25 protein-coding genes are annotated in these 25,994 nt (G+C 67.1%); 11 read left to right on the forward strand and 14 right to left on the reverse strand.

From position 1 onward, the window contains the following. Positions 1–136 precede the first annotated feature (136 nt). On the reverse strand, positions 137–583 hold the full coding sequence (locus tag C9412_RS02600; protein ID WP_107230186.1) for a GNAT family N-acetyltransferase: 447 nt from the start codon (positions 581–583) through the stop codon (positions 137–139). A gap of 92 nt (positions 584–675) precedes the next feature. Then, entirely contained in the window at positions 676–1,581 is a 906-nt protein-coding gene (locus tag C9412_RS02605; RefSeq protein ID WP_107230187.1) for a LysR family transcriptional regulator ArgP, read from the reverse strand. Between the two features lie 137 nt (positions 1,582–1,718). Here C9412_RS02605 and C9412_RS02610 point away from each other — a divergent pair, with 137 nt between their 5' ends. From C9412_RS02610 to C9412_RS02620, 3 genes are all read left to right on the forward strand, one after another. Then, a complete protein-coding gene (locus C9412_RS02610) occupies positions 1,719–2,354 on the forward strand; it encodes a LysE family transporter (RefSeq protein WP_057496234.1) in 636 nt (211 codons plus the stop codon). 164 nt (positions 2,355–2,518) lie between these two features. Continuing rightward, entirely contained in the window at positions 2,519–4,507 is a 1,989-nt protein-coding gene (locus tag C9412_RS02615) for a prolyl oligopeptidase family serine peptidase (RefSeq protein ID WP_107230188.1), read from the forward strand. A gap of 101 nt (positions 4,508–4,608) precedes the next feature. Continuing rightward, entirely contained in the window at positions 4,609–6,063 is a 1,455-nt protein-coding gene (locus tag C9412_RS02620) for a hypothetical protein (RefSeq protein WP_146161733.1), read from the forward strand. 9 nt (positions 6,064–6,072) lie between these two features. Here C9412_RS02620 and C9412_RS02625 read toward each other — a convergent pair whose 3' ends face one another. Next, entirely contained in the window at positions 6,073–7,827 is a 1,755-nt protein-coding gene (locus tag C9412_RS02625; RefSeq protein WP_107230190.1) for an oligopeptide:H+ symporter, read from the reverse strand. A gap of 256 nt (positions 7,828–8,083) precedes the next feature. Here C9412_RS02625 and C9412_RS02630 point away from each other — a divergent pair, with 256 nt between their 5' ends. The 3 genes from C9412_RS02630 to C9412_RS02640 all read left to right on the forward strand — a co-directional run bounded on the left by C9412_RS02630 (position 8,084) and on the right by C9412_RS02640 (position 13,647). After that, a complete protein-coding gene (locus C9412_RS02630; RefSeq protein WP_107230191.1) occupies positions 8,084–10,048 on the forward strand; it encodes an oligopeptide transporter, OPT family in 1,965 nt (654 codons plus the stop codon). Between the two features lie 176 nt (positions 10,049–10,224). Continuing rightward, positions 10,225–12,303 (forward strand): S9 family peptidase, encoded by a 2,079-nt coding sequence (locus C9412_RS02635; protein WP_107230192.1) that lies wholly within the window; start codon positions 10,225–10,227, stop codon positions 12,301–12,303. Positions 12,304–12,423: 120 nt separating this feature from the next. Beyond that, a complete protein-coding gene (locus C9412_RS02640) occupies positions 12,424–13,647 on the forward strand; it encodes a DUF819 family protein (RefSeq protein WP_107230193.1) in 1,224 nt (407 codons plus the stop codon). Between the two features lie 92 nt (positions 13,648–13,739). Here the strand turns inward: C9412_RS02640 and C9412_RS02645 are convergent, their stop codons facing one another. Genes C9412_RS02645 through C9412_RS02665 form a run of 5 tightly spaced genes read right to left on the reverse strand, consistent with a single transcriptional unit; the run spans position 13,740 to position 16,763 of the window. Next, positions 13,740–14,219: a hypothetical protein gene (locus tag C9412_RS02645; RefSeq protein WP_107230194.1), complete on the reverse strand. Its 480-nt coding sequence runs from the start codon at positions 14,217–14,219 to the stop codon at positions 13,740–13,742. A 46-nt stretch (positions 14,220–14,265) separates the two neighbouring features. Further along, complete coding sequence (gene minE, locus C9412_RS02650) at positions 14,266–14,526, reverse strand: cell division topological specificity factor MinE (protein WP_053516176.1); 261 nt, start codon at positions 14,524–14,526, stop codon at positions 14,266–14,268. Positions 14,527–14,528: 2 nt separating this feature from the next. Further along, positions 14,529–15,338, reverse strand: a complete 810-nt coding sequence (gene minD / locus C9412_RS02655; RefSeq protein WP_107230195.1) for a septum site-determining protein MinD — start codon at positions 15,336–15,338, stop codon at positions 14,529–14,531. A 37-nt stretch (positions 15,339–15,375) separates the two neighbouring features. After that, positions 15,376–16,221, reverse strand: coding sequence for a septum site-determining protein MinC (gene minC / locus C9412_RS02660; protein WP_107230196.1), 846 nt, complete (start codon positions 16,219–16,221; stop codon positions 15,376–15,378). Continuing rightward, positions 16,167–16,763, reverse strand: coding sequence for a GNAT family N-acetyltransferase (locus tag C9412_RS02665; protein ID WP_010483371.1), 597 nt, complete (start codon positions 16,761–16,763; stop codon positions 16,167–16,169). Before C9412_RS02665 ends, minC begins: the two co-directional genes overlap by 55 nt. A gap of 150 nt (positions 16,764–16,913) precedes the next feature. Here C9412_RS02665 and C9412_RS02670 point away from each other — a divergent pair, with 150 nt between their 5' ends. From C9412_RS02670 to C9412_RS02685, 4 genes are all read left to right on the forward strand, one after another. After that, positions 16,914–18,110 (forward strand): sensor histidine kinase, encoded by a 1,197-nt coding sequence (locus C9412_RS02670; protein WP_107230197.1) that lies wholly within the window; start codon positions 16,914–16,916, stop codon positions 18,108–18,110. Continuing rightward, on the forward strand, positions 18,110–18,751 hold the full coding sequence (locus C9412_RS02675; RefSeq protein ID WP_057496222.1) for a response regulator transcription factor: 642 nt from the start codon (positions 18,110–18,112) through the stop codon (positions 18,749–18,751). The genes C9412_RS02670 and C9412_RS02675 overlap by 1 nt, the downstream gene beginning before the upstream one ends. A 234-nt stretch (positions 18,752–18,985) precedes the next feature. Then, complete coding sequence (locus C9412_RS02680) at positions 18,986–20,059, forward strand: SRPBCC family protein (RefSeq protein ID WP_107230198.1); 1,074 nt, start codon at positions 18,986–18,988, stop codon at positions 20,057–20,059. 104 nt (positions 20,060–20,163) lie between these two features. After that, positions 20,164–20,535 (forward strand): DUF423 domain-containing protein, encoded by a 372-nt coding sequence (locus tag C9412_RS02685; protein WP_019659313.1) that lies wholly within the window; start codon positions 20,164–20,166, stop codon positions 20,533–20,535. A 113-nt stretch (positions 20,536–20,648) separates the two neighbouring features. Here C9412_RS02685 and C9412_RS02690 read toward each other — a convergent pair whose 3' ends face one another. From C9412_RS02690 to C9412_RS02715, 6 genes are read right to left on the reverse strand one after another with little or no spacing between them, the layout of a single operon-like run. Beyond that, positions 20,649–21,461 (reverse strand): M15 family metallopeptidase, encoded by an 813-nt coding sequence (locus C9412_RS02690; RefSeq protein WP_107230199.1) that lies wholly within the window; start codon positions 21,459–21,461, stop codon positions 20,649–20,651. A 9-nt stretch (positions 21,462–21,470) separates the two neighbouring features. Next, on the reverse strand, positions 21,471–22,064 hold the full coding sequence (locus C9412_RS02695) for a PH domain-containing protein (RefSeq protein WP_107230200.1): 594 nt from the start codon (positions 22,062–22,064) through the stop codon (positions 21,471–21,473). Further along, the gene (locus C9412_RS02700) at positions 22,061–23,350 is read right to left on the reverse strand and encodes an alpha/beta fold hydrolase (RefSeq protein ID WP_258189939.1); all 1,290 of its coding nucleotides are present in this window, start codon (positions 23,348–23,350) and stop codon (positions 22,061–22,063) included. The genes C9412_RS02695 and C9412_RS02700 overlap by 4 nt, the downstream gene beginning before the upstream one ends. A 2-nt stretch (positions 23,351–23,352) precedes the next feature. Then, positions 23,353–23,532 (reverse strand): DUF4177 domain-containing protein, encoded by a 180-nt coding sequence (locus C9412_RS02705; protein ID WP_107230201.1) that lies wholly within the window; start codon positions 23,530–23,532, stop codon positions 23,353–23,355. After that, a complete protein-coding gene (locus C9412_RS02710) occupies positions 23,529–23,708 on the reverse strand; it encodes an Arc family DNA binding domain-containing protein (protein WP_107230202.1) in 180 nt (59 codons plus the stop codon). Before C9412_RS02710 ends, C9412_RS02705 begins: the two co-directional genes overlap by 4 nt. 45 nt (positions 23,709–23,753) lie before the next feature. Beyond that, positions 23,754–24,635: an SPFH domain-containing protein gene (locus tag C9412_RS02715; RefSeq protein ID WP_057496216.1), complete on the reverse strand. Its 882-nt coding sequence runs from the start codon at positions 24,633–24,635 to the stop codon at positions 23,754–23,756. Positions 24,636–24,777: 142 nt separating this feature from the next. Here C9412_RS02715 and purT point away from each other — a divergent pair, with 142 nt between their 5' ends. Beyond that, entirely contained in the window at positions 24,778–25,965 is a 1,188-nt protein-coding gene (purT, locus tag C9412_RS02720; RefSeq protein ID WP_107230203.1) for a formate-dependent phosphoribosylglycinamide formyltransferase, read from the forward strand. The last annotated feature ends 29 nt before the right edge of the window (positions 25,966–25,994 follow it).

Consider the following 25,994-nt stretch of genomic DNA (forward strand, 5'->3'; position numbering starts at 1 on the left):
GCGTGAAGAAACAACGCCTTGCAGCATCCAGACGCGATTCTAACCGGATCCGGTCCTTTTTTGATGCAACGCAGCATCCGGCATGCCGTGCCGTGCCCACCCGGTAGCGCCAGGCCATGCCTGGCGACGCCTTCAATCAGACCAACTCAAGAATCTCGTCACCGACCTCGTCGATCTGCCCGGTCGGGCGCCAGCCCAGGCGCCGGTAGAAGCCATGCGAACGCGAGCGCGGGTCGGCCGAGCAGGCCAGGAACAGCCGCCGGTGGCCGGCATCGCGGGTCAGGCTGACCACCTCCTGCAGCAGCTGGCGGCCGATGCCACGGCCTTCGTAATCCGGCAGCAGGGCCAGCACCAGCACTTCACCGCTGTCGCGGTCGGCGAAGCAGTAGCCGACCATGCGCTCGCCCTCCCAGGCGACGCGGCCGATGAAATCGCCGGCGGCGGTGCTTTCGGCCCACGTCTGCGCGGTGATGCCCAGCTCGGCCAACTGCGCGGGGCTGAAGGCGTTTTCGCGGGTACGCCCACGCAGGTCGATGCAGGCGGCGGCGTCTTCGGGGCGCGCATCGCGGACGAATACAGGCATGCAGGGCATCCTTGCAGTGATCGGCCGGCCAGTATCCGCATCACGCATGGACCGGGTGTGTAGGAATCATGGAGATCCGATGGAGCCCCTTTTCAGCGCTTGCGCCGGATCAGCGCCGAGGAGGCGTCCAGCACCGCGCGGGTCAGCAGGGCCATGGTCTGCACGTCGCCCTTCCAGTGCTGCCAGTACAGCGGCACGTCTTCCCATGCGCGCTGGCGCACGTAGACGAGGCGGCCAGCATCCAGGTGCCGCTTGACCAGCGGCAGCGGGTTCATGGTCCAGCCCATGCCCCCCAGGTTGGCCTGCACGAAGGCGCGGGTGGAGGGGATCCACCAGGTCGGGGCGGTGCTGGGCAGGTCGCCGCCGGCCATGCGCCGGGCGAAGCGCGACTGCATGTCGTCCTTGCGGTTGAACACCAGCACCGGCGCCTGAGCCAGCGCCTGCGCGGTCACGCCCTTGGCGAAATGACGCTCGCGGAACTCGGGGGTGCAGGTGGCGGCGTAGCGGATGCTGCCCAGCGCGTGGATCTGGCAGCCCTGCACCGGCTCGTCCAGCGTGGTCACTGCGCCCAGCACCGTGCCCTGGCGCAGCAGCTCCACGGTGTGGTCCTGGTCTTCCACACGCAGGTCCAGCGTGGTGCCGGTGCTCTGCGCGAACTGATAAGCCGCCTGCGGGAACCAGGTTTCCAGGCTGTCGTGGTTCACCGCCACCGGGATGCTGGCCTGAGGCAGATCCTCGTCGGCCAGGCCCATCCGGTGCAATGCGTCGTGTTCGAGCAGCGCGGTCTGTTCGGCCAGCTGCACCAGCAGCTGGCCCTCGGCGGTGGCGGTGGCCGGGGTGCCGCGCTTGACCAGCAGGCGACCGACCCGGTCCTCCAGTGCCTTGACCCGCTGCGAGATCGCCGAGGGCGTGACATTGAGCGACTGCGCGGCGCGGTCGAAACTGCCCTCGCGGATCACCGCGGCCAAAGCGCGCAGCTGGGCATGGTCGATACGCATCGAATTAAGCTCCGCTAATGTTGGTTTAGGAAGTTTAGCTCGTCTTTTTAATGTTGCGGCGCGACAATGGCGCCCGTTCCGGTGCTGTCCGCCTTCGCGAGGCGCCGTCCCCCCAGCAAGTAAAGGCAGTGAATCCCATGTTCTCGGTCATCTCCGCCAGCACCGGCCTCGGTGCCTGGTTCTCTGGTGCAGCTACCGGCATCGGCCTGTTCGCCGTGGTCGGCGCCCAGAGCGCCTTCATTCTGCGCCAGGGCATCCTGCGCAGGCACATCGTGCCGGTGGTCGCCACCTGTGCGGCCATCGATGCCATCTTCATCTTCGCCAGCGTGGCCGGCCTGCGCACGCTCACCTCGGCGTTGCCGTGGCTGACCACCGCCGTGCTGTGGACCGGTGTGACGTTCCTGGCCTGGTATGCCATGAAGTCGGCGCGCCGTGCGATTGCCGGTGGCGGCGGCATGGGCGAGGCCGACAGTGATGACGGCAGCCGCCGCGCGGTGCTGATGGCTGCGGTCGGCTTCTCGCTGATCAACCCGCACTTCTGGCTGGACATGATGGTCATCGGCTCGATCGCCGAGAACTTCGGCAACGCCCGCATGGCCTTCGCTGCCGGCGTGGTCACCGCCAGCTGCCTGTGGCTGACCGCGCAGGGCCTCGGCGCGCGCCTGCTGGCGCCGCTGTTCACCAAGCCCAGCACCTGGCGCGTGCTCGACGGCACCATCGCCGTGATCCTCAGCATCCTGGCCCTCATGCTGGCGCTGCGCGGGGTCCATTGACCCGGCGCGCGCCCCCCGAACCCACGTCCTGACTCTCTCTCCAAGGTAGTGGCAACGACGGCACCGGCAACGGTGCCGTCGTCTTTTCCGGCTCTGGCGGGAAAGGCCCGGCCCTGCCTAGAATCGACGACCAGGACAAGGTGTCCACTGGAACAGGGGGAAGGATGCGCAGGACAATTCTGGCGGCCGCACTGGTCGTCATCGGGGGCGTTGCCGCTGGCAGCGCGGGGGCGGTGGATCTGACGCAGTACCTGCGTCGGGAGACCTTCACCGATATCAAGATTTCGCCGGGGGGCGAGTACGTAGCGGCAACGGTGCCGAGGGAGGACAGCACCGCGATCGCGATCCTGCGCCTGAAGGACAAGGAGGTGGTCGGCAGTTTCTGGCCGCCCAGCCGCAATCATGCGCAGACATTTGATTGGGTCAGCAACGAGCGCCTGCTGATCGGCCTGGCCGAGAAATGGGGCTCGCTGGATCAGCCCAACCCCACCGGCGAGCTTTACGCCATCGATGCCAACGGCAACCGCGGCGAGCTGCTGGTCGGTTACCGCGTCGAAAGCAAGGGCCCGGGTACGCGCATCCAGCCGAAGAAGGTCGAAGCGGTGGCCGCCTTCCTGGCCGACGACCTGCCGGGCGATGAACGCAACGTGCTGGTGACCGTGTGGCCGCTGGCCGAAGATCCCTACACCCGCGTCGATCGCATGGATGTAGCCAGCGGCCGTCGTACGCGGGTGGCGTCTTCGCCGGTACGGCGGGGGGAGTTCACCACCGACGGCGCCGGCGAAGTGCGCTTCGTGCACGGCTCCGGCAGCGACAACGTCAACAAGCTCTACTTCCGTGAGCGCTCCGGCGACACCTGGAAGCTGATCAACGACGAGGCCGTCAGCAAGCGCATCGAAACCGCCATCGGCTTCTCGGCCGATGACAGCCTGGCCTATCTCAACGTCGAGCAGACCCAGGGCCCGGATGCGATCATCAGCTGGAACCCGCAGACCGGCGAGCGTGCCACGCTGCTGCGCGACGAAGTGGTCAACCCCTATCGCATCATCCATCGGCCCGGCACCCACGTGCCGGTGGGCGCGCTGTACATGGGCGATACGCCGCGTACCCGCTTCTTCGACGAGAAGTCGCCGGAGGCGCGCCTGTACCGCAGCCTGGAAGCCGCCTTCGGAGGCCCGGTCTACGTCACCTCCAGCACCCGGGACGGTCGCGTCGTGCTGGTGGAGACCTGGTCGGGCTCCAACCCGGGCGATTTCTACGTGTACGACACCGTGGCGCGCAAGGCCGATCATCTGATCAGCCGCAGCGATTGGATCGATATCGAGCGCAGCGCCAAGGTGCGCCCGATCGCCTTGAAGGCGCGCGACGGCCTGCCGCTGCATGGCTTCTTGACCCTGCCGGCCGGCAGTGACGGCCGCAACCTGCCGATGGTGGTGCTGCCGCACGGTGGCCCGTTTGAAATCTTCGATTCCGGCGAGTACGACCGCGAGACCCAGATGCTGGCGGCTGCTGGCTATGCCGTGCTGCAGGTCAACTTCCGCGGGTCGGGCAACTATGGCCGGGCGCACACCCAGGCCGGCGCGCAGCAGTGGGGCGCGGCCATGCAGGACGATCTCACCGATGCCACCCGCTGGGCGATCAGCCAAGGCATCGCCGATGGCCGTCGCATCTGCATCTACGGTGCCAGCTACGGTGCCTATGCGGCGATGATGGGGGCTGCCCGCGAACCCGGGCTGTACCAGTGCGCGGCCGGCTATGTGGGTGTCTACGATCTGCCGATGATGTACACCCGTGGTGACATCCAGGACCGCGGCTCAGGCGTGACCTACCTGCGCGAATGGCTGGGCGACCCGGCCAAGCTGGGCGCGGTGTCGCCGGTGAACCTGGCCGAACGGATCAAGGTGCCGGTGTTCCTTGCCGCCGGCGGCGAAGACAAGCGCGCACCGATCCAGCACACCGAGCGCATGGAAGCGGCGCTCAAGCGCGCCGGTACGCCGGTGGAAAGCCTGTACTACAAGACCGAAGGCCACGGCTTCTACACCGAGGCGCATCGCAGCGAGTACTACGACAAGCTGCTGGCGTTCCTGTCGCGCAGCCTGGGTGGCAAGACCGCCACCACCACGCCTGCGGCCGGCAAGGACAAGGCGCCCTGATGCCGTCACGGCGGCGACGCTGAGCGTCGCCGCCGTGGACCAGGTGCTCGCGGCGGCGTGCCCGCGACAGCGTTCCGGTGCGCATCTTTGCAACATGTTGCATGGACCATCGATCCATCGGGTGGGGATCATCACGCTTTTCCCGACCGATCGCTGCCATGGCCCCGCGCATTTTCTCATCCTCCCGGCTTGCCCGCTGTGGGCGCCGGCTGCTGGTCTGCTGTGGGCTGCTGGCTGTGGCCGCACAGGCCCAGGTGCCGGAACGCTACGACGCCGAGGAGGTCACCCGGTCGCTGCTCAACACCGGCGCCGTGCACGAGCAGGCGCTGCAGCTGCATCGCTGGTTCACGGGCGCCCAGCAGGATGCGCCCGCAGGCGCTGAAAGCGAGATCAGGATGATGACCACCGCCATCGCGGTGGCAACCGGGCTGACCGACAGCTGGATCGATGCGCTGTACGGCAAGGCGGCGGCGGGGGCTGAAGCACAGGCGGCGCGGAAACTGCTGGCGCAGGCCAACAGTGCCGGAGCGTCGCGCTGCATGGCGCACCGCGTCGAGGAGCAGCCGGAGAATGCGCCACTGCAGGGTCATGCGCTGGAGCGCTTTGGAGACACCCCACTGCCCGCCCATGCAACGGTTTTCGAGGTTCAGTACAGATGCATCACCTCCTACATTTCGGCGCACAGGGTTCTCGCTTTGGCCGCGATGGACGCATTGACGGAGGGGCGCCGCCCGGCAGCGGGTGAGGTGCTGGCCGATCTGCAGGCGGGCATGGAGCGTGATCGGCGCTGGCCCCAGGCAAACGGTGGTGAAATGCAGCTGCTTTCGTTCTGGAAGGGGCGCGCGTGGTCCGGTGATCAGCAGCTGGTCGAGACACTCGCCAGACAGTCGATCTCCATGGACGAAGTGCGACCCGTGGATGCAGTCGCACAGAGGGCGATGTTCGCCGACTTCAGCGCACAGACCCTTGAACAACTGGACCCGCAGGAGCTGGTCACCCAGGTCCTGCTATGGATACCGCCTGTTCTGCGCGAGTCACTGCGCAGCGAAGTGGAAGCCTATGTCGCCGCCGCGGCGATCTCGTCCCTGCAATGTCAGCCGGTGCGTGCAGAGTTCATCGACGAAGAACGCCTGCGCGCACGCATTGAAGCTCAATGCACGGTACCGGCGCTGGATGCCATCGCGGTACCGGTGATGGCAGCATCACTTTCAGAAGATGCGCTGGAACAGCACTACCGGCAGGTGTTGGGTGCGTTGCGCGCGTCCATCGGCAGCGCCAACAGGGCCACGCTGACCGGATTCACCACCCTGCACTGGAGCGCGGATGCCCAGCGTTGGGAACTGCCCGTCGGCGGGTACGCGGCGCTGCAGGCACGCGCGCTGCTGCCGACGCCGGTGGTCGACGAGTGGGGCAAGCCGTCCAACATCAGCCGCTTCCTGCCGGACGTGCTGCGCGTGGAGAACATCGATCCTTCAGCGCTGGACGAAGAGACCCGCGACAAGATCCAGAGCATGCGGCTGCAGGCGGCCGAAGCCGTGCGCGGCGGCTTGCACTGAAGCCGGGGCCTATTTCACCCCGTGCATCATCCGCTTCAGCAGCGGCGCGGCGATGAAGGCGGCCAGGGCACAGCCCAGGCCAATCCACATCAGCAGCCAGAACAGGTGCGCGTAGGCACCGGCCGCGGCCACCATGTCCAGCGATTCGCCTTCCGGCACCTCGATCGCGGCCAGCTTGCCGAACAGCGCGGCCAGCGTTTCCGAAAACGCGGTGGCCAGGAACCAGGTGCCCATCATCAGGCTCATCACCCGTGGCACCGCCAGCTGGGTCACCGCCGACAGGCCGACCGGCGACAGGCACATTTCGCCGCTGGCCAGCAGGAAGTAGGCCAGCACCAGCCACCACACGCTGGCCATCTCGCCGGTGGCACCGACCTGCTGTGCGGCCAGCGCCAGCGGCACGAACGACAGCGCGCCGATCACCAGGCCCCAGGCCGATTTCACCGGCTTGCCCGGCTCCCAGCCACGGCGGTCCATCCAGGTCCACAGCGCGGCGAAGGCCGGTGCCAGCAGTACCAGGAACAGGCCGCCGAGATAGGTGAGCGAGCCGGCGGTCTGCGGAATCACCAGGCAGTCGCGCACCAGCAGCACCAGCATCAGCACGACGATGGCGGCGAAGAAGGTACGTGGCGCGGCTGAACCCGGGCGGCGCTCGGACAACCGCGCGCTGACCACAAAGCCCAGCGGTGCCAGCAGCAGCGAGAGGATCGACCACGGCAGCGGAGTGCCGCCGGTGATCACCAGCGACGGCACGATGTCCTTGGTCAGCAGACGGTCGGTGAAGGTCACCCACGAGCCATAGGACTGCTCGTACATCGTGAAGAACACCAGCGCCATGAAGATCAGCACCATCAGCGCGATCATCTGCTGGCGCTGCACCGGCGTGCACTTGGTGCCGGTGAACCAGGCGAACCATACCAGCACGCCGCCCAGCACCACCAGCATCAGCATCAGCGCCAGGCTGATTTCGCCGCCCAGCGCGAACGCGCCGTTGCCGGCGGCCCACATCAGCCACGCCACCGGCAGCACACCGAGCACTGCGCACAGATAGATGAGCCATTCGCGCGGCAGTCCGAGCACCTTCTGCTTCAGCGCGGCCGGCTGCGGCGGTTCGGCATGGCCCTGCAGGTACTTCTGGCCCCACAGGAACATGGCCAGGCCGGCCAGCATGCCGATACCGGCCGCGCCGAAGCCGTACTTCCAGCCGTAGGCTTCACCCAGGAAGCCACACACCAGCGAGGAGAACAACGCGCCCAGATTGATGCCGGCGTAGAACAGCGAGAAACCCGAATCGCGGCGCGGGTCGTCCTTGGCGTACAGCTTGCCGACGATGGTGGAGATGTTCGGCTTGAGGAAGCCCACGCCCATGATGATCAACGCCAGCGACAGGTAGGTCACGGCCAGCGCCGAGGTATCGCGCACCACTTCACCGTTGACCCGGTACGCCGCGTGGCCTTCGAAGGCCATGCCGAGGTGGCCCAGCACCAGCAGGATGCCGCCGAACAGTACCGCCCGGCGCATGCCCAGCCAGCGGTCGGCCAGCATGCCGCCGAACACCGGGATGCAGTAGACCAGGCCACCGTAGGCACCGAGCAGGTCCAGGCCGGCCTTGTCGCCGAACAGGTGGTACTTGGTCAGGTACAGCAGCAGCAGCGCCTTCATGCCGTAGAAGGAGAAGCGCTCCCACATTTCGGTGAAGAAGCAGACGTAGACGCCCTTGGGATGGCCCAGGAAGTCGTCGGAGGCGGTAGCGGCAACGGTCATCGACGGCGGGAACTGCGGAAAGGGCGCGATTATAGAAGGGGATGGCGCGGGGCATGCGGCTTATGCCAAATGCGACTTAATCCCCTCCGTCCCCTTTTTTGCCGCAGGTGTTGGCCGGCCTTGCCGGATCGGCCGGTTGGCCTTGCCGTACCGGCCGGAGAGGGCGACAGGCCCTGGGCGGCGGTGACCATGCGCACTGGACTTGCCGCCCCCTGAACGCTAGCGTGCAAGGGATTTTTTGCCAGCAGGGGCTTCCATGAACCACGACGCTGCGCCCAAGCAGCTCACCTTCCGCGCAGTGGCCCTGGCCATCGTGCTGGCGGTGGTGCTGTCGGCGGCCAACGCCTACCTCGGTCTGTTCGCAGGCCTGACCATCGCCACCGCCATTCCCGCCGCGGTGATCTCCATGGGCGTGCTGCGCCTGCTGGGCGGTGGCTCCATCCTCGAAAACAACATCGTGCAGACCGGCGCCTCGGCCGGCTCGTCAATCGCCGCCGGCGTGATCTTCACCATCCCCGCGCTGGTGATCATGGGCTACTGGCCGGACTTCAAGTACTGGTGGGTGCTGGGCATCGCCGGCCTCGGTGGCCTGCTGGGCGTGCTGTTCTCGGTGCCGCTGCGCCGTTCGATGATCGTTGAAGACCCGCTGCCGTTCCCGGAAGGCAAGGCCGCCGCCGAAGTGCTCAAGGCCGGTGAGAACCCGGGCCCGGGCCTGAAGATCCTCGGCCTGTCGGCGGTGATCGGCGCCTTCGTCAAGCTGGCTGCGGAAAGCGGCCTGCGCCTGATCCCCGATGCCTGGGCCACCTCGGCCTATGTCGGCAGCTCCAAGGTCACCGCCTTCATCGGCACCAACCTGTCGCCGGCGCTGCTGGGCGTGGGCTACATCGTCGGCCTCAACGTCGGCATCGTGGTGGTGTCCGGCTCGATCCTGACCTGGCACATCGCCATTCCGATCTACCAGGCGTTCTTCATGAACACCGATCCGGGCCTGGCGGCCTCGGTCGCCACCGCCTCGTCCACCGAGGCCGCGTTCGCCATCTGGGGCGCGAAGATGCGCTACCTGGGTGTGGGCGCGATGCTGATCGGTGGCATCTGGACCCTGATCTCGCTGCGCAAGTCGCTGCTGAACGGCGTCAAGAGCGGCTTTGCTGCCGCCCGCAAGAGCGGTGGCCCGGCGCTGGCGCACACCGAGCGCGACCTGCCGATGAAGTGGATGCTGGTCGCGCTGGTGGTCTTCGTGCTGCCGTTGCTGGCCCTGTACCAGGCCATCGTCGGCCAGTGGCACGTGTCGATCCCGATGACCATCATCATGATCGTCGCCGGCTTCCTGTTCGTTTCGGTCTCGGCCTACCTGGCCGGCCTGATCGGTTCGTCCAACAACCCGGTCTCGGGCATCACCATCTCCACCATCCTGTTCGCCTCGGCCGTGCTGGTCGTGCTGCTGGGCGCCGATGGTCTCAAGCCGGTCGGTGCCTACGGCGCGCCGCTGGGCGCGGTGGCGGCGATCATGATCGGCGCGGTGGTGTGCTGCGCCGCCGCAGTCGGTGGTGACAACCTGCAGGACCTCAAGGCCGGCTACATCGTCGGTGCCACCCCGTGGAAGCAGCAGTTGATGCTGGGCATCGGCGCGTTCTCGTGCGCGCTGATCATGGCGCCGGTGTTGAACCTGCTGGCCACCGCCTACGGCATCGGCGTGAAGTCCGAGCTGCATCCGAACGCGCTGGCCGCCCCGCAGGCCAACCTGATGGCCTCGGTGGCCAAGGGCCTGTTCGGCGGCGAACTGCCGTGGACCTTCATCGGCATCGGTGCCGTGGTCGGTGCCGTCATCATCGCCTTCGACAGCTGGCTGAAGTCGCGCAACGCCCGCTTCCGGGTGCCGGTGCTGGCCGCTGCCATCGGTATCTACCTGCCGCTGGAACTGATGGTGCCGATCTTCCTCGGCGGCCTGATCGCCTACCTGGTCGAGCGCTTCCACAAGGTGCGCGCCGACGATGAAGAAGGCCGTGACCGCGTGCACAAGCCGGGCGTGCTGTTCGCCGCCGGCCTGATCACCGGCGAGGCGCTGATGGGTATCGCCATCGCGATTCCGATCGTGGTCAGCAGCCGCGCCGACGTGCTGGCCGTGCCGTTCCACCTGCCGGGTGCACAGTGGATCGGCCTGGCCGTGCTGTTCCTGGTCGGCTGGCTGATCTACCGCACCGGCAAGCACGCCAAGGCGTAAGCAACGGGGTCGGATCCCGAATTCAATGGGTAGTGCCGGCCGCTGGCCGGCAATCCCGGAATTCCGAGATACCCCTGGTTGCCGGCCGCTGCCCGCCCGCAGCCATGACCGATGGCCTTGGCAGCCCCGGCCACGCGGGCCTACCATCGTTTTTTTGCCGTCCTGCGGAGACCCCGATGAAACTGCGTCATGCCCTGCTGCCACTGAGCCTGCTGGCCGCCCTGCCCAGCGTTGCCGCTGCCCGTGGCCTGGAAGTCCGCGACATGGTGGCGATGGACCGCGTTTCCGCGCCGGTACTTACTGCCGACGGTGGCACCGTGGTATTCGCCAAGCGCAGTGTCGATGCCAACCTGAAGGCCTCCACCGCGCTGTTCGCGCGCAACCTGCGTACCCGCGACGCGGCGCCGCCGAAGCAGATCACCCCGGCCGGCTGGAACGTCAATTCCGCTTCGCTGTCGGCCGATGGCCAGACCGTGTATTTCCTCAGCGCCAAGAGCGGCAGCCAGCAGCTGTACGCGCAGCCGCTCAACGGCGGCACGCCGCGCCAGCTGACCGATTTCGCGGTCGATGTGGACAGCTACCACGTGTCGCCGCAGGACGACCGCGTGCTGTTCAGCGCCGGCGTGTTCCAGGCCTGCGCCTCGGACCTGGCCTGCACCGCAACCAGGCTGAAGGAAAAGAAGGACGCCAAAGCCAGCGGGCAGGTCTGGGATTCGCTGTTCGTGCGCCACTGGGATACCTGGAACGACGGCCGTCGCAACACCCTGTTCGTGGCACCGCTGCCGGCGGCCAAGGCCGGCCCGGTCAAGGGCGCTTCGGCGCTGAGCGCCACCATTGACGGTGATGCACCGTCCAAGCCGTTCGGTGGCAACGATGATTTCGTGTGGTCGCCGGATGGCGCCAGCGTGGTGGCCAGCATCCGCGTGGCTGGCAAGCAGGAACCGTGGTCGACCAACTTCGATCTGTACCGCTTCGACGCCGCCGGCAAGCAGGCGCCGGTCAACCTGACCGCGTCCAATCCGGCCTGGGATGCCGGCCCGGTGTTCAGCGCCGACGGCAAGACCCTGTTCTATCGCGCGATGAAGCGTCCGGGCTTCGAGGCCGACCGCTTCGGTCTGATGGCGATGGACCTGGCCAGCGGCAAGGCCCGCGAGATCGCGCCGCAGTGGGATCGTTCGGCCGGTGGCATCGCCCTGTCCGCCGACGGCGCCAGCATCTACACCACCGCCGATGACCTCGGCGAGCACCCGCTGTTCCAGATCGACGTGGCCAGCGGCAAGGCCACCAAGCTGATCGGCGACGGCAGCGTTACTGCGGTCGACGTGGCCGGCAACAGCGTGGCCATCACCCGCAACAGCCTGAAGAGCAACGACCAGGTGCTGGTCGGCCTGCTGCCGGCCGCGGGCCAGCCGATCGGCGAGCTGCGCGCGCTGACCCCGGCCGCCGGCGACGTGCTGAAGGACGTGTCCTTCGGCGACTACGAGCAGTTCGAGTTCAAGGGCTGGAACAACGACACCGTGCACGGCTACGTGGTCAAGCCGCACAACTACCAGGAAGGCAAGTCCTACCCGGTGGCGTTCCTGATCCACGGCGGCCCGCAGGGCAGCTTCGGCAATGGCTGGAGCTACCGCTGGAACCCGCAGACCTACGCCGGCCAGGGCTACGCGGTGGTGATGATCGACTTCCACGGTTCCACCGGCTACGGCCAGGCCTTCACCGATGCGATCAGCCAGCACTGGGGCGACCGCCCGCTGGAAGACCTGCAGAAGGGCTGGGACGCGGCGCTGAAGAAGTATTCCTTCCTCAACGGTGACAAGGCCTGTGCGCTGGGCGCCAGCTACGGCGGCTTCATGGTCAACTGGATCGCCGGCAACTGGAACAGCCCGTTCAAGTGCCTGGTCAACCATGACGGCGTGTTCGACCAGCGCATGATGGGCTACGCCACCGAAGAGCTGTGGTTCACCGAGTGGGAGCAGGGCGGTACCCCGTACCAGAAGGCGGCGAACTACGAGAAGTTCAACCCGGTCAACCACGTCGCCAACTGGAAGAAGCCGATCCTGGTCATCCATGGCCAGCAGGACTTCCGCATCCCGGTCGAGCAGGGCCTGGCCGCGTTCACCGCCGCCCAGCGCCAGGGCATCGAATCGAAGTTCCTGTACTTCCCGGACGAGAACCACTGGGTGCTGAAGCCGAACAACAGCATCCTGTGGCACGACACCGTCAATGCCTGGCTGAAGCAGCACATCGGTAACTGATGACTGCAGCGCCGCCCTCCGGGGCGGCGCTTCTATTTTCGCCGGTGGGTGCCGACCGTTGGTCGGCACACCTTCCACCAACAGCAGCCGAGCATGGCTCGGCTCTACAAGAGCACCTGCATGATCCAGAACGACATCGTCGTCTTCGGTTTGATCGCCGCCACCCTCGGTGCCGTGTTCTGGACCGCCTCGCGCGAGCAGGGCCTGTGGAAGCGTTTCTACACCTTCGTGCCGGCGCTGCTGCTGTGCTATCTGCTGCCGGGCATCTACAACACCGTCGGCCTGATCGACGGCCAGAACACCAAGCTCTACAACCCGGTGGCGCGCGACATCCTGCTGCCGGCGGCGCTGATCCTGCTCACCCTGGCGGTGGACATCAAGGGCATCCTGCGGCTCGGCCCGAAGCTGGTGCTGATGTACCTGGGCGCGTCGGCCAGCATCATGCTCGGTGCGGTGGTGGCCTTCCTGCTGATGCGCGCGGTGCATCCGGAAACCGTGGCCGGCGACACCTGGGCCGGCATGGCCGCGCTGGCCGGCAGCTGGATCGGCGGCGGCGCCAACATGCTGGCCATGCGCGAAGTGTTCGACGTCAATGCCACCACCTTCGGCCAGTTCGCGGTAGTCGATGTCGGTGTCGGTTACGTCTGGATGGCCGCGCTGATCTTCCTGGCCGGGCGCGCGGCGAAGATCGATGCACGCAGTGGCGCCGATACTTCGGCCATCGATGAGCTGAAGGAGCGCATCGCGCGCTTCCAGGCCGAGCACGAACGCATTCCCAGCCTTACCGACCTGATGCTGATCGTGGCGGTGGCCTTCGGCGGCGTCGGCCTGGCGCACGCCATCGGCGCGCCGCTGGCGGCCTGGTTCAAGCTCAACGTCAGCTGGGCGGCGCAGTTCAGCCTGGACGCACCGTTCGTGTGGGTGGTGGTGTTGTCCACCACGCTGGGCCTGGGCCTGAGCTTCACCCGCGCACGCACCCTGGAAGGCGCCGGCGCTTCGCGGCTCGGCTCGCTGCTGCTGTACTTCCTGATCGCCTGCATCGGCATGCAGATGGACCTGCTGGCGCTGCTGGACCGGCCGTGGCTGTTCCTGCTGGGCATCATCTGGATCAGCGTGCACATCGCGCTGCTGTGGTGCCTGGGCAAGCTGCTGAAGGTGCCGTTCTTCTACTTCGCCATCGGTTCGCAGTCGAACATCGGTGGCCCGGCCTCGGCACCGGTGGTGGCCGCCGCGTTCCATCCGGCGCTGGCGCCGGTCGGCGTGCTGCTGGGCACGATGGGCTACGCCACCGGCACCTATCTGGCCTACATCGTCGGCATCACCCTGCGCGCGCTGGCCGCGTAGAGTCGAGCTTGCTCGACTGCTTCTGCATTCGGAACGATGGGGTCAGATCCCTTTTGCTGCGCAAAAGGGATCTGACCCCGGCTCACGGCGCGTCACGCCACCGGCAACCCGCGCTCGATCAACCACGCCTTCGCGTCTTCGGCATCCTGCTCGAACCACGCCTGGGTAGACCCGAGCCGGTAGGTGTAGCCCCACGCATCCATGTCGGCCATCAGCTGCTGGCTGCCGACACCGGGCAGCTGCGCGGCCAGCACGATCTGCAGGTAGCAGGTGGCGTCTTCCTCGGGCACCGAATCGGTGGCGTCGGTGTGCACCTGCGCGCGCCGCTCCGGCGGCAGCACGATCAGGTGGCAGGCTTCGTGCAGCATCGAATGCACGGGGGTGTCATCGCGCACGTACACGTTGCTGGCGATGATGCCCGCCTCGGGCTCGCCCCAGTAGCTGCCGGGAATCGGCTCGCCGTCGGCCACGTGGTGCAGCTGCAGGCCATGCGCGGCGAGCAGGCGCTGCGCATCGGCGAAGGCGATGGCGCCGACGCGGGTGACGTTCGGTTCGGGTGTCGTGTCGGTCATGCGGGTCAGCCGGCCCCGCCCATGCTGGCACGGGCGGGGCAGGGGATCAGGGCTTTTCCGGGCCTTCGGGCAGCGCCACGGAGATGTCCAGCACATCGTGCTGGCCATCCTTCACCAGGTCGACCTTCACCGCATCGACGTCGATGTTCACGTACTTCTTGATCACTTCCAGCAGCTCGCGCTGCAGCAGCGGCAGGTAATCCGGGCCACCGCGGTGGCTGCGTTCCTGCGCGATGATGATCTGAAGGCGGTTCTTCGCGGTTTCGGCGGTGGTCTTCTTCGCTTTGAGGAAATCGAACAGGCCCATGCTTACCCTCCGAACAGCTTGCTGAAGAAGCCCTTCTTCTCGACGGTGGTGAAGCGCATCGGGCGATCTTCGCCGAGGATGCGCGCGACGGCGTCGTCATAGGCCTGGCCGGCAGCGGATTCGACATCCAGGATCACCGGTTCGCCCTTGTTGGACGCGTTGAGCACGTCGCCCGACTCGGGGATCACGCCGATGGCCTTCAGGCCCAGCACTTCCTCGACGTCGGCGATGCTCAGCATCTCACCGGTTTCCACGCGCAGCGGGGTGTAGCGGGTCAGCAGCAGGAAGGCGGGCACGTTCTGCCCGGATTCGGCCTTGTGGGTCTTCGAGTCCAGCAGGCCGATGATGCGGTCGGAGTCGCGCACCGAGGACACTTCCGGGTTCACCACCACCACGGCGCGGTCGGCGAAGTACATCGCCAGGAAGGCGCCCTTCTCGATGCCGGCCGGCGAGTCGCAGATGATGTAGTCGAAGCCATCGGCCGCCAGGTCCTTGAGCACCTTGCCGACGCCTTCCTGGGTCAGTGCGTCCTTGTCGCGGGTCTGCGAGGCGGCCAGCACGTACAGGTTGTCAAAGCGCTTGTCCTTGATCAGGGCCTGCTTGAGGGTGGCTTCGCCGTGCACGACGTTGACGAAGTCGTACACCACGCGGCGTTCGCAGCCCATGATCAGGTCGAGGTTGCGCAGGCCGACGTCGAAGTCGATCACCGCCACCTTCTTGCCGCGCCGCGCCAGGCCACAGGCCAGGCTCGCGCTGGAAGTGGTCTTGCCCACGCCGCCCTTGCCGGAGGTGACTACGATGATTTCAGCCAAAGGACTTCTCCTGGTTCTGCATTAGTTTGGGGCTGCGTCAGTCCAGCGCAGCGATCTTGATCTGGTCCTGTTCCAGCCACACCTGCACGGCCTTGCCGCGCAGAGTGTCCGGAACATCGTCCAGTACCTTGTAGTGGCCGGCAATGGCCACCAGTTCCGCATGGAAATCACGGCAGAAGATGCGTGCCGCGGTGTTGCCCTGGGCCCCTGCCAGCGCACGGCCGCGCAGAGTGCCGTAGATATGGATGCTGCCATCGGCGATGACTTCGGCGCCGGCGCCGACGGTGGCCATCACGGTCAGGTCGCAGTTCTCCGCATACAGCTGCTGGCCCGAACGCACGTTGCCCAGCTGCATGCGGCCCGGCTGCGGTGCGGCGGCATCGGCCACCTTGGCCACCGGTGCGGCCGGGGCCGGCTTCGGTTCGGCGCGGGTCGCGCGGCGGGGTTCCGCTGCGGGCGGCGGCGGGGCCGGTTCGGCCTCAGCGCGCTCGTACTGGGCGCGGAACTTGGCCAGCAGCGGCAGGCCGAGCTGCTGCGAGAGCAGGTCGACCGCGCTGGTGCCATAGGCCAGCGCCACCGGCAGCACGCCGGCGCTGCGCAGGCCATCCACCAGCGCCTGCGCGGTGGCCACGTCCGGCACCTGGCTCAGGCCGCCGAAGTCGAGGATCACCGCAGCGCGGCCGAACAGCTTCGGCGCGCGGGTCACGCGCTCGCGCATTTCCTGCACGAGGCGTTCGACATCAAGGGTGCGGATGCGCAGGTTGGCGATGCCCACCTGGCCGATCTTCAGTTCACCGGCCTGTTCGTAATCGAAATTCACCGCCACGCTCAGGTCCCCGTCGGCCGCTGTGCCTGCGCCGGCAGCTGCCGGGCGCGTGTCCATGCCACATCCGGCAGCTTGCCGCCATAGGTCTCCTGGACCCACGGGTAGCTGCACAGTTCCTTGGCCAGCATGCTGGCGCGCACATCAACCTGCGGCATGGTGTTCTGGCCCAGCTCGCGGAAGCCGAAGCTGCCGTGGAAGAGCAGGGCGGCATCGGCGCCATGGTCGAGGAAGACTTCGCAGGTCATCTGCGGGTAGCGCAGCTCGGCAAAGCTCTGCGCGTCGGCATAGAACGCACGGCCGACACCACCGCCACGGCGGCGGCTGGCGACCACGATGCGGTCGATGTAGAAGAACGGGGTGTCCAGCTGCTGCTTGAACCAGGCGAAGTTGCTGCTGTCGTGCTGGCTGTCGCTGCCGAAGCCGATCAGGAAGCCGGCCAGGTTGCCGTCGCGCTCGGCGACGCGGAAATACTCAGCGGTTTCATAGAACAGGCGCAGGCGGGCCGCATCCAGGGGAAGGATGGCCAGGCCAGCGTTGTTGTTCAAAGCCAGGACGGAATCGAGCTCGTGCTCGCGCACGTCGCGGATGACAATCGACATTGTGACTCCGTGGGGTAACGCGGTTGGTCCATCAAGGGACCCTGCGCACGATTATTGCATGCCCGGGGTGGGCTGCGGCATGAACAGGCGACCGGGCAGGCATGACTTCCGTGGGGTGCGGCGCGCAGGCCGGGCCCGTAGAGTGCTGGCATGTTGGGAGCCCTCAGCCATACCCGCGTCCTCCGCCTGGCCGGCCTGTTCACTTGGGTCATGGTCGGCCTGCCGCTGGCCTATTCGCAGTTCGAGAACCTGCACAGCCGCAACGACATGGGCGGCTGGGCGATCCTGCTGTTCGTGGCCTACCTGTCCTTCGGCACGGCGTACTACTGGTTGACCCGCATCCTGCGCAGCGACAGCCACACCAGCTGGCTGGACCGTGGCCTGCTGTTGCTGCTGACGGTCTCGGCGCTGGGGGTCAGCTTCCTCAGCGGTTCGGGCCTGGGCAGCATCCTGATGATGGTCGCCGCCGGCGTCATTCCGTGGATGCTGTCGGTGCGGCTGGGCGTGCTGTGGCTGCTGGTCAGCCAGCTGGCCGTGGCGCCGGTGTACTACATGCTGCTGCGCTTCCCGTTGTTCGAGGCGGTGATGCAGTCGCTGCTGTACGGCGGCTTTTCCATGTTCATCTTCGTGACCAGCCTGGTCGCCCGGCAGCAGACCGAGGCGCGTGACGAGCAGCGCCGGTTGAACTCCGAACTGCGCGCGACCCGGGCCCTGCTGGCCGAGAGTGCGCGCGTCAACGAGCGCACCCGCATCTCGCGCGAGCTGCACGACCTGCTCGGCCACCAGCTGACCGCGCTGACCCTGAACCTGGAAGTGGCCGGACACCTGGCCGAGGGCCAGGCGCTGGAGCACGTGAAGCGCTCGCACGCACTGGCCAAGCTGCTGCTGGGCAACGTGCGCGAGGTGGTCAGCCAGCTGCGCGAGACCGGTGCCATCGACCTGGCCGCGGCGCTGCGCCCGTTGACCGAGAACGTGCCTTCGCTGGACATCCAGCTGGAGATCGACGACCCGCTGAACGTGGAAGACCCGCAGCGGGCCCATGTGCTGCTGCGCTGCACCCAGGAGATCATCACCAACGCGGTGCGCCACGCCGGCGCCCGCCACCTGTGGATCAAGGTGTACCGTGAAGCCCCCGACCGGGTGGTGGTGGAGGCCCGCGACGACGGTGTCGGCGCGGATATGGTCAATGTGGGCAACGGCTTGCGCGGGATGCGCGAGCGCCTGCAACAATGTGGTGGCCAGCTGCAGATCGAGACCCGTCCCGGCGAAGGCTTCCGGGTACGTGCGACGGTTCCGGCAACGGTGCTGGTGGCGGCCCTTACCAAGGTTCCTGAAGGAGTGCGTTGATGATTCGCGTCTGCCTGGTCGACGACCAAACCCTGGTGCGGCAGGGAATCCGCTCCCTGCTGGCGCTCGACGACGGCATCGAAGTGGTGGCCGAGGCCGGCGACGGCCGGCAGGCGGTCGAGCTGATACCGCAGGTGCGCCCGGACGTGGTGCTGATGGACATGCGCATGCCGGTGATGTCCGGCCTGGAAGCGCTGCAGGTGCTGTCGCGGCAGGAGCAGCTGCCGCCGACCATCATCCTCACCACCTTCGACGATGACCAGCTGGTGCTGGCCGGGCTCAAGGCCGGCGCCAAGGGCTACCTGCTCAAGGACGTCACCCTGGAGCAGCTGGTCGGTGCCATCCGCACCGTGGCCGACGGCGGCTCGCTGGTGCAGCCGGCGGTGACCCAGCGCCTGCTGTCCGGGCTGGAGCACATGCGCAACGAATTCGTCAGCCTGGACCGGCCCGATCCGTTGACCGACCGCGAGACCGAGATCCTGCGGCTGATGGCCAGCGGCTTCTCCAACAAGGAGATCGCCAACTCGCTGGGCGTGGCCGAGGGCACCATCAAGAATCACGTGTCCAACATCCTTTCCAAGCTGGGCGTGCGCGACCGGACGCGTGCCGTGCTGAAGGCGTTCGAACTTCAGCTGGTCTGAGGAAAACCGTTTTCATACAAAGACTTGGGTGGCCATGTGGGGGCCGGGCCAGCGGCCCCCCCTACATGCCGGGTAGCGGTATGCGTTACCCTTCGAACTCTTTGTCCATACAAATACGCAGCCGGCAGGGAAACCGGTGCGCCAATCCCGATAAACAATGCCCGCGAAGCCTGCTAGGATTGGCGCTTCGCTTCAATCAACCCGGCCGTGGGATCGGCCCCGGAGACTCTCTGAATGACCCGTATTATCGAGTTCCTGATCGCCTTGGGGATCGTGGCTGGCCTGTTCGTCATCATTGGCGTATGTCTGCCGGGCGAGCGTCACATCACCGAAAGCATCGAGACCAACCGCAAGATGACGATCGTGTACGACACGGTCAGCAGCCTGCGCCGCTTCAAGGACTGGAACCCGCTGGTACTGCGCGATCCCGCCGTTGAACTGAAGCTGTCCGGCCCGGCCTCCGGCAAGGGCGCCACCCTCGACTTCACCTCCAAGGACCTGGGCACCGGTTCCTGGAAGATCACCGATGCCGAAGAGAACAAGCGCGTTGCGATCGCCATCGAAGACGCCACCAAGGGTCACGACAAGGTCACCACCTTCACCCTGGAGCCGACCGGCAAGGGTGGTCGTAACGTCAAGATCACCCAGGACTACTCGGTGAAGTACGGCTTCGACCTGTTCGGCCGTTATGCCGGCCTGTATGTCAGCCGCCAGATCGGCGACGACATCAAGATGGGTCTGTCGCGCATGGCCAACATGCTCGCCACCGTCCCGAACGTCGACTACCGCACCCCGGAAGCGCCGCTGACCGATCTGGCCATTGTTGAAGTGCCGGCCGAGGATCTGCTGGTGGTCAACGCCGGTAACGTCGATCGTGGCCAGGACACCATCACCAAGTCCATCAAGGACAACCAGGAGTGGATCAAGCGCGTGATGGAGGCCAATGGCCTTGAAGCCGCTGGCCCGTTCCGCATCATCACCACCGACTTCGGTCAGGAGAAGTACGCCTTCGACATCGCCCAGCCGGTGAAGAAGAAGGGTGCTGAAGGTGCCACCGCTGAAGCCCTGACCGTCAAGATCGACGGCGGCGCTCCGGTCAAGTACCTGCACGTGGCTCCGCACCGTTCGGCGCATGCGGCCTACACCGGCCACATGGCGGGTCTGGACGTGGCCCGCAATGGCCTGCGTGCCTGGGCCGTGACCTCGGGCAACGAAGTCATCGACCGTCCGTACGAATCCTGGAAGGACGGCATCGACAAGTCGTTCACCCCGGAAGGTACCTACGACATCTACTGGGCCGTCAAGTAAGCTTCGGCTGACCCATGTAATGTTGGACACGAAAACGCGCCGCTCATTGCGGCGCGTTTTTTTTCATCCGGCGCCCGGCAAGCGGCGCTGCGCAAGGAGCCCTCATGTTCAATCTGGAACGCCGCGCTCGTAAGCCCTCCCTGTTGGCCTGCCTTGGCGCGCTGCTGGCCGCCGCCTCGATCGGCCTGTCTGCCTATGCCTCGCATGGTGTGGCCGATCCGCTGGCACAGCAGCATCTGAACATGGCGGCGCTGTATGCGTTTGCGCACGGTGCGGTGCTGGTGGCACTCGGGCCGCGCGCACAGGGGGCGATCGCACACCTGGCGCTGTATGTGCTGCTGCTGGGGGTGCTGCTGTTCTCCGGCAGCCTGGTCGGCGGCGCGCTGTGGCAGTGGCCGACGCGGATGGCGCCGATCGGCGGTACCAGCATGATGGCCGGATGGGTGCTGCTGGCGATCAACGCGTTGCGGCGGTAACGCTGTGACGACGCGACGACTGTAGAGTCGAGCCACGCTCGGCTTCGACAAGTGCAGCCGAGCATGGCTCGGCTCTACAGCACATGCGCAGCCGAGCGTGGCTCGGCGCTACCTCAGCCATTGGCCGGTGGTGCCCAGCACCAGTGCCACGGCTCGTAGACGATGCCGTGCGGGTTGTCGCGCGGGTAGCTCAGCTGGAAGCCGTGTTCACCGGCATGGGCCTGCAGCCAGGCGAATGCGTCGGTCGCTTCGAACGATTCCTCGGCCGGGGCATCGCCCGGCGTACCGATGTCCAGCGCATGGCCGCTGTGGTGTTCGCTGAAGCCCGGTGCCGCATTGACCTTCAGGATGTCCGCCACGCTCAGTCCGCGTGCGCGCTTTCGTTCGAAGATGCCCAGCTGATAGGCGTGGCTGCGGAAGCCGGAGATCGCGTCCAGCGCGATGCCATCTCGCGCGGCATGCAGGCGCATCCGTCGCCAGCCTTGCGCCGCGCCACGGCGCAGCCACAGCGGGCGGCCGAACCGGTCGTGGCCGGCCAGGCGCAGCAGGCAGGGCTCAGGTTCCAGCGGCAGGCCGCTGTCGCGTGCATAGCGCTGCGGGTCCAGACCGAGCTGCTGCAGTCGCTGCTGCAGGCCGGTCAGTGGCAGCCACTGTTCTTCCAACGTCGCGGCGAACGGCCGTGCCAGCGGCGCTTCCAGCAGTGACAGCGCTTCCTCCACGCCCGGCTCGCGCGCCAGCCGCGGCACCATGGCATGCACGCCGTGCGCCAGCACGGCTGCCAGGTAGCGGCCATCGCGCTTGCGCCGCAGTACCCACTGCGCCCGCGCCAGCAGGCGTGCATCGAGGTTGCTGCGCGCGCGCAGCAGGCCGGCCGGCCATGCCTCGATGGCCTCGGTATTGATCAGCAGGGGCGGGCGTCGTTGCATCGCCGCAGCTTACTGCCGTGGCACGGTTACGGCCACCTTGCGCAGGGCGTCCAGCAGCGCCTGCGGCCGTTCCAGGCTGAGCAGCAGCGTGCTGCCATCGCGCACCGGCAGCACCAGCACGCGGCTGCGGTCGGTCACCAGGGCAAAGCCCTTGCCGCCGCCCTGCAGGCGGAAATGGCCGGAATGGAACCCCGGCATCGAATAGCCGTTGGTCTTGAAGCGGATGGCGTAGCGCCGGTCTCGGCCGAGATCGACCACTTCGGCGCGATCCAGCTGCAGCTGCGCCACTGGCACGCGACGTCGGTACATCGTTGAACGGACGTCCAGCACTGTGCCATCGAACTCCACCCGGCGCCGGAAGAAGGCCAGGCCCAGCCCGATGCCGAGCGCGGCGATCATCACCAGGCTCCATGCCGCGCTGCCGCCCATCCGGAACCACGGCGGCGACAGGGTCACCTCCATCCACGGCGCGTTGGCACGCGCCGTGTGCAACTGTGCGTAGACGCTGATGGCGAAGGCCAGCAACAGCGGCAGGATCACCCACAGCACGCGGAACGGCGAGCTCTCCGCCACGTCGAAGCGCTTCGGGTCGCTGCCGTTCATCGCTGTGCCTTTATCCAGGTGGCCACGTCATCGATCAGCGTCGCATCGACATGGCCCGGTTGCGTGTACTCCTGCAACGAGCTGCGGCCCGTGCCGGCAATGCCGATATGGTTCAGGGCCGGATACGCCCGCCACTGCACGTCGTTGCGGGTGGCCAGCGCCTTCTGCCACAGCACCCAGTCGGTGTCGGGTACCTGGAAGTCGCGGCCGCCGTGCAGCATCAGCAGCGGCGTGCGCAGTGCCTGTGCATCGGCGCGTGCATCAACGGCTTCGATGCTTTTCCAGAATGACTGTGGCACTCCCAGCGGCAGCTCGCTGGCGGCCACCGGCGCGTTGCCCCGTGCGGCGGCGATCTGCCTGTCGAGCGCCTCCAGGAAGGCCTGCTCCGACGCAGTGATGTCGCCGTCCAGGCCCAGCAGGTAGCGGTTCTGTTCCGGCAGCAGGTCCAGCAGCGTACGGGCAGGCGCCGCCCACAGGATCGCGCCACGCGCCTGCGGCCAGTGCCGGGCAATGCGCGGGGCGAGCATGCCGCCCTGGCTGTGGCCGAGTACGAACACGCGGCGTCCGTCGATGCGCGGGTCGGCAGCCAGAGCGGTCAGCGCGGCCACGGCGTCGTCGGTGGTTTCGTCATCAACGGTGAACGTGCCGCCCTGGAAATCCTGCGGGCGGGCGAAGGTGCGCTTGTCGAAGCGCAGCACGGCGATGCCCTGGCTGGCCAGGCCGCGGGCGATATCCAGGAACGGGCGGTTGCCGCCGATCGTCTCATCGCGGTCCTGTGGCCCCGAGCCATGCACAAGGACCACCGCCGGGAACGGGCCCTTGCCGTTGGGCAGCGCCAGCGTGCCCGGTAGCGCACCGCGCGCCTGCGGCACGCTGAAATCGCTCTCGCCATAGTTCGCATCGGCAGGCGGCGGCGCTGCCTTGGTCGCCGGGGCCGGGCGCAGCATCAGGCCGGCCACCTTGTCCTGCGCATCCACTGCCACCTGCGCGACGACCCGGCCGCTGGCGAACTGCAGCGGCACCACCACCAGGTGCATGCCCTGCTGCGTGCTCACTTCGGCGGCACCTCGTTGCTGCAGGGTGCCCAGCGACTTCCACAGCACGCCGAGCCTGTCGGCGGGTACGGCCTGGGCCATCTGCGCGGTCAGCATCGCTTCGGCATCGGCAATCTGGCCGGCCTGCAGGTGATCCAGCAGCTGGTTGGCGACCTGCTGCGGTTCGGCGGCCAGGGCCGGGCCGGTGAGCAGGGCCAGTGACAGCATCAGCGCTCTGCGGTGCATGGGCATGGTTACTGCTCCTTCTTGAAGACCAGCATGGCCGGGCGCATCGGCGCCGGGATGATGATGTTGACCAGCTCCCAGCCGAGCATGCCCTGGCGGGTCAGCTCGCTCTGGATGTCCTCGGCCTTGAGGACGCCCATCATCGTGGTCTTCACTTCAACGGTCTGGTAGCTCCAACGCGTGCTCATTCCTTGTCCTCCGGCGATGATGTGGGTTTCGGCAGGCGTCCTGCCTTGCGCAATGCGTCGCGCAGCACGTATTCGATCTGCGCGTTGAGGCTGCGCAGTTCGTCGTCAGCCCAGCGCTGTGCCGCGGCCAGGACCTCGGCATTGATGCGCAGCGGATAGGCTTTCTTCTCACTCATGAAAACTCCTGGCGGGGCGGTGGGGCGCCCCGTTGCGAGGATGGCTCAGTACAGCGAACCGGCGTTGACGATCGGCTGGGTGCCGCGATCGGAGCACAGCACGGTCAGCAGGTTGCTGACCATGTGCGCCTTGCGCTCCTCGTCCAGCTGCACCACGCCGTTCTTCTGCAGTTCGGCCAGGGCCATTTCCACCATGCCGACGGCACCGGCCACGATGCGCGTGCGTGCGGCGATCACCGCATTGGCCTGCTGGCGCTGCAGCATCGCCTGGGCAATTTCGGCGGCGTAGGCCAGGTGGCTGATGCGGGCATCAAGCACCTGCACGCCGGCATCGGCCAGGCGCTCGGCCAGCTCGTTCTTCAGGTGCTGGGAGATCTCGCTGGCGTGGCTGCGCAGCGCCAGCTGGCCGTCCTCGTGCTGGTCGTAGGGATAGCTGGTGGCCATCGCGCGCAGTGCCGACTCGGACTGGATGTGCACGAAGCTCTCGTAGTCGTCCACGTTGTAGACCGCTTCGGAGGCGTCGACCACCTGCCAGACGATCACGGCGGCGATCTCGATCGGGCTGCCGTCCAGCTCGTTCACCTTCAGCTTGCCACTTTCGAAGTTGCGCACGCGCTGGCTGACCCGGCGCTTGGCATAGAAGGGGTTGTTCCAGCGCAGGCCGTTGTCCTTGACCGTGCCCACGTACTTGCCGAACAGGCTCAGCACGGCGGCCTGGTTGGGCTGGATGGTGTACAGGCCGGCCAGGATGAAGACCGCAGCGACGATCACCAGCACCCCGGCCAGCATCATCAGCAGGTTCGGCGCGCCGGTGCTGGCCTTGGCCGCCACTCCCAGCACGAACAGCGCTGCGCCGGCCAATGCGGCCAGCAGGGATCCGGCCAGGGTGCCCAGGCCGTTGAGGGAGGCAAGCGACTTCTCTTTCATGGCGGTACGTCCTTGAGGGTTCGATGAAAAGATATCAAAGTGATATCAGGTGTGGCGACCGTTCGTCGGAAGATCCAGGCCGGGGGCGCAGGCCGGACCGGCTAGAATGCCCACCCGTCTTCACATCGCTGCTGGAACCGCCATGGCCAAGCTTGGAACCCCGTTGTCTCCCTCCGCCACCCGCGTGCTGCTGCTGGGCTCGGGCGAACTGGGCAAGGAGGTGGCCATCGAGCTGCAGCGGCTGGGCGTGGAAGTGATCGCCGCTGATCGCTATGCCGACGCCCCGGCCATGCAGGTCGCACACCGCTCGCACGTGATCGACATGCTCGATGCGATGGCGCTGCGCGCGCTGATCGCGCAGGAACAGCCGCACCTGGTAGTGCCGGAGATCGAGGCCATCCACACCGAAACCCTGGTCCAGCTGGAGCAGGAGCAGGGCCTGCGGGTGATCCCGACCGCACGTGCCGCACGCCTGACCATGGACCGCGAGGGCATCCGCCGCCTGGCTGCCGAGACCCTGGGCCTGCCGACCTCGCCCTACCGCTTCGTCGATACCGAGGCCGAGTACCGCGCCGCGGTCGCGGCGATCGGCCTGCCGTGCGTGGTCAAGCCGGTGATGTCCTCTTCGGGCAAGGGCCAGAGCACGCTGCGCAGCGAGGCCGACATCGCCCCGGCCTGGGACTATGCGCAGACCGGTGGCCGTGCCGGTGCCGGCCGCTGCATCGTCGAAGGTTTCATCGATTTCGACTACGAGATCACTCTGCTGACCGTGCGTCATGCCGGGGGCACCTCGTTCTGCGCGCCGATCGGCCACCTGCAGAAGGACGGTGACTACCGTGAAAGCTGGCAGCCGCAGCCGATGTCGAGCGCGGCACTGGCGCGCGCGGAAGAGATCTCGCGCGCGATCACCGATGACCTGGGTGGTTGGGGCCTGTTCGGCGTCGAGCTGTTCGTGAAGGGCGACGAGGTGTGGTTCAGTGAAGTGTCGCCGCGCCCGCATGACACCGGCCTGGTGACCCTGGTCTCGCAGGAACTGAGCGAGTTCGCCCTGCACGCGCGCGCCATCCTCGGCCTGCCGATTCCGCTGATCCGCCAGAGCGGTCCGTCGGCGTCGTGCGCACTGCTGGCGCACGGTGAGGGTGTGCCGTACTTCAACAACGTCGCCGCCGCGCTGCAGGTGCCCGATACCGCCGTGCGCCTGTTCGGCAAGCCGAGCGTGCACGGCCATCGCCGCGTCGGCGTGACCCTGGCGCGCGCTGAAACCATCGACCAGGCGCGTGCCATCGCCCGCGATGCCGCCGACGCCATCGGCGTCGAACTGCGCCCGTAAAGCAAAAAAGGGGACGGAGGGGATTAAGT

This window comes from Stenotrophomonas sp. Nf1 (assembly GCF_003028475.1).
In the GTDB taxonomy this organism is placed as follows: Bacteria; Pseudomonadota; Gammaproteobacteria; order Xanthomonadales; family Xanthomonadaceae; genus Stenotrophomonas.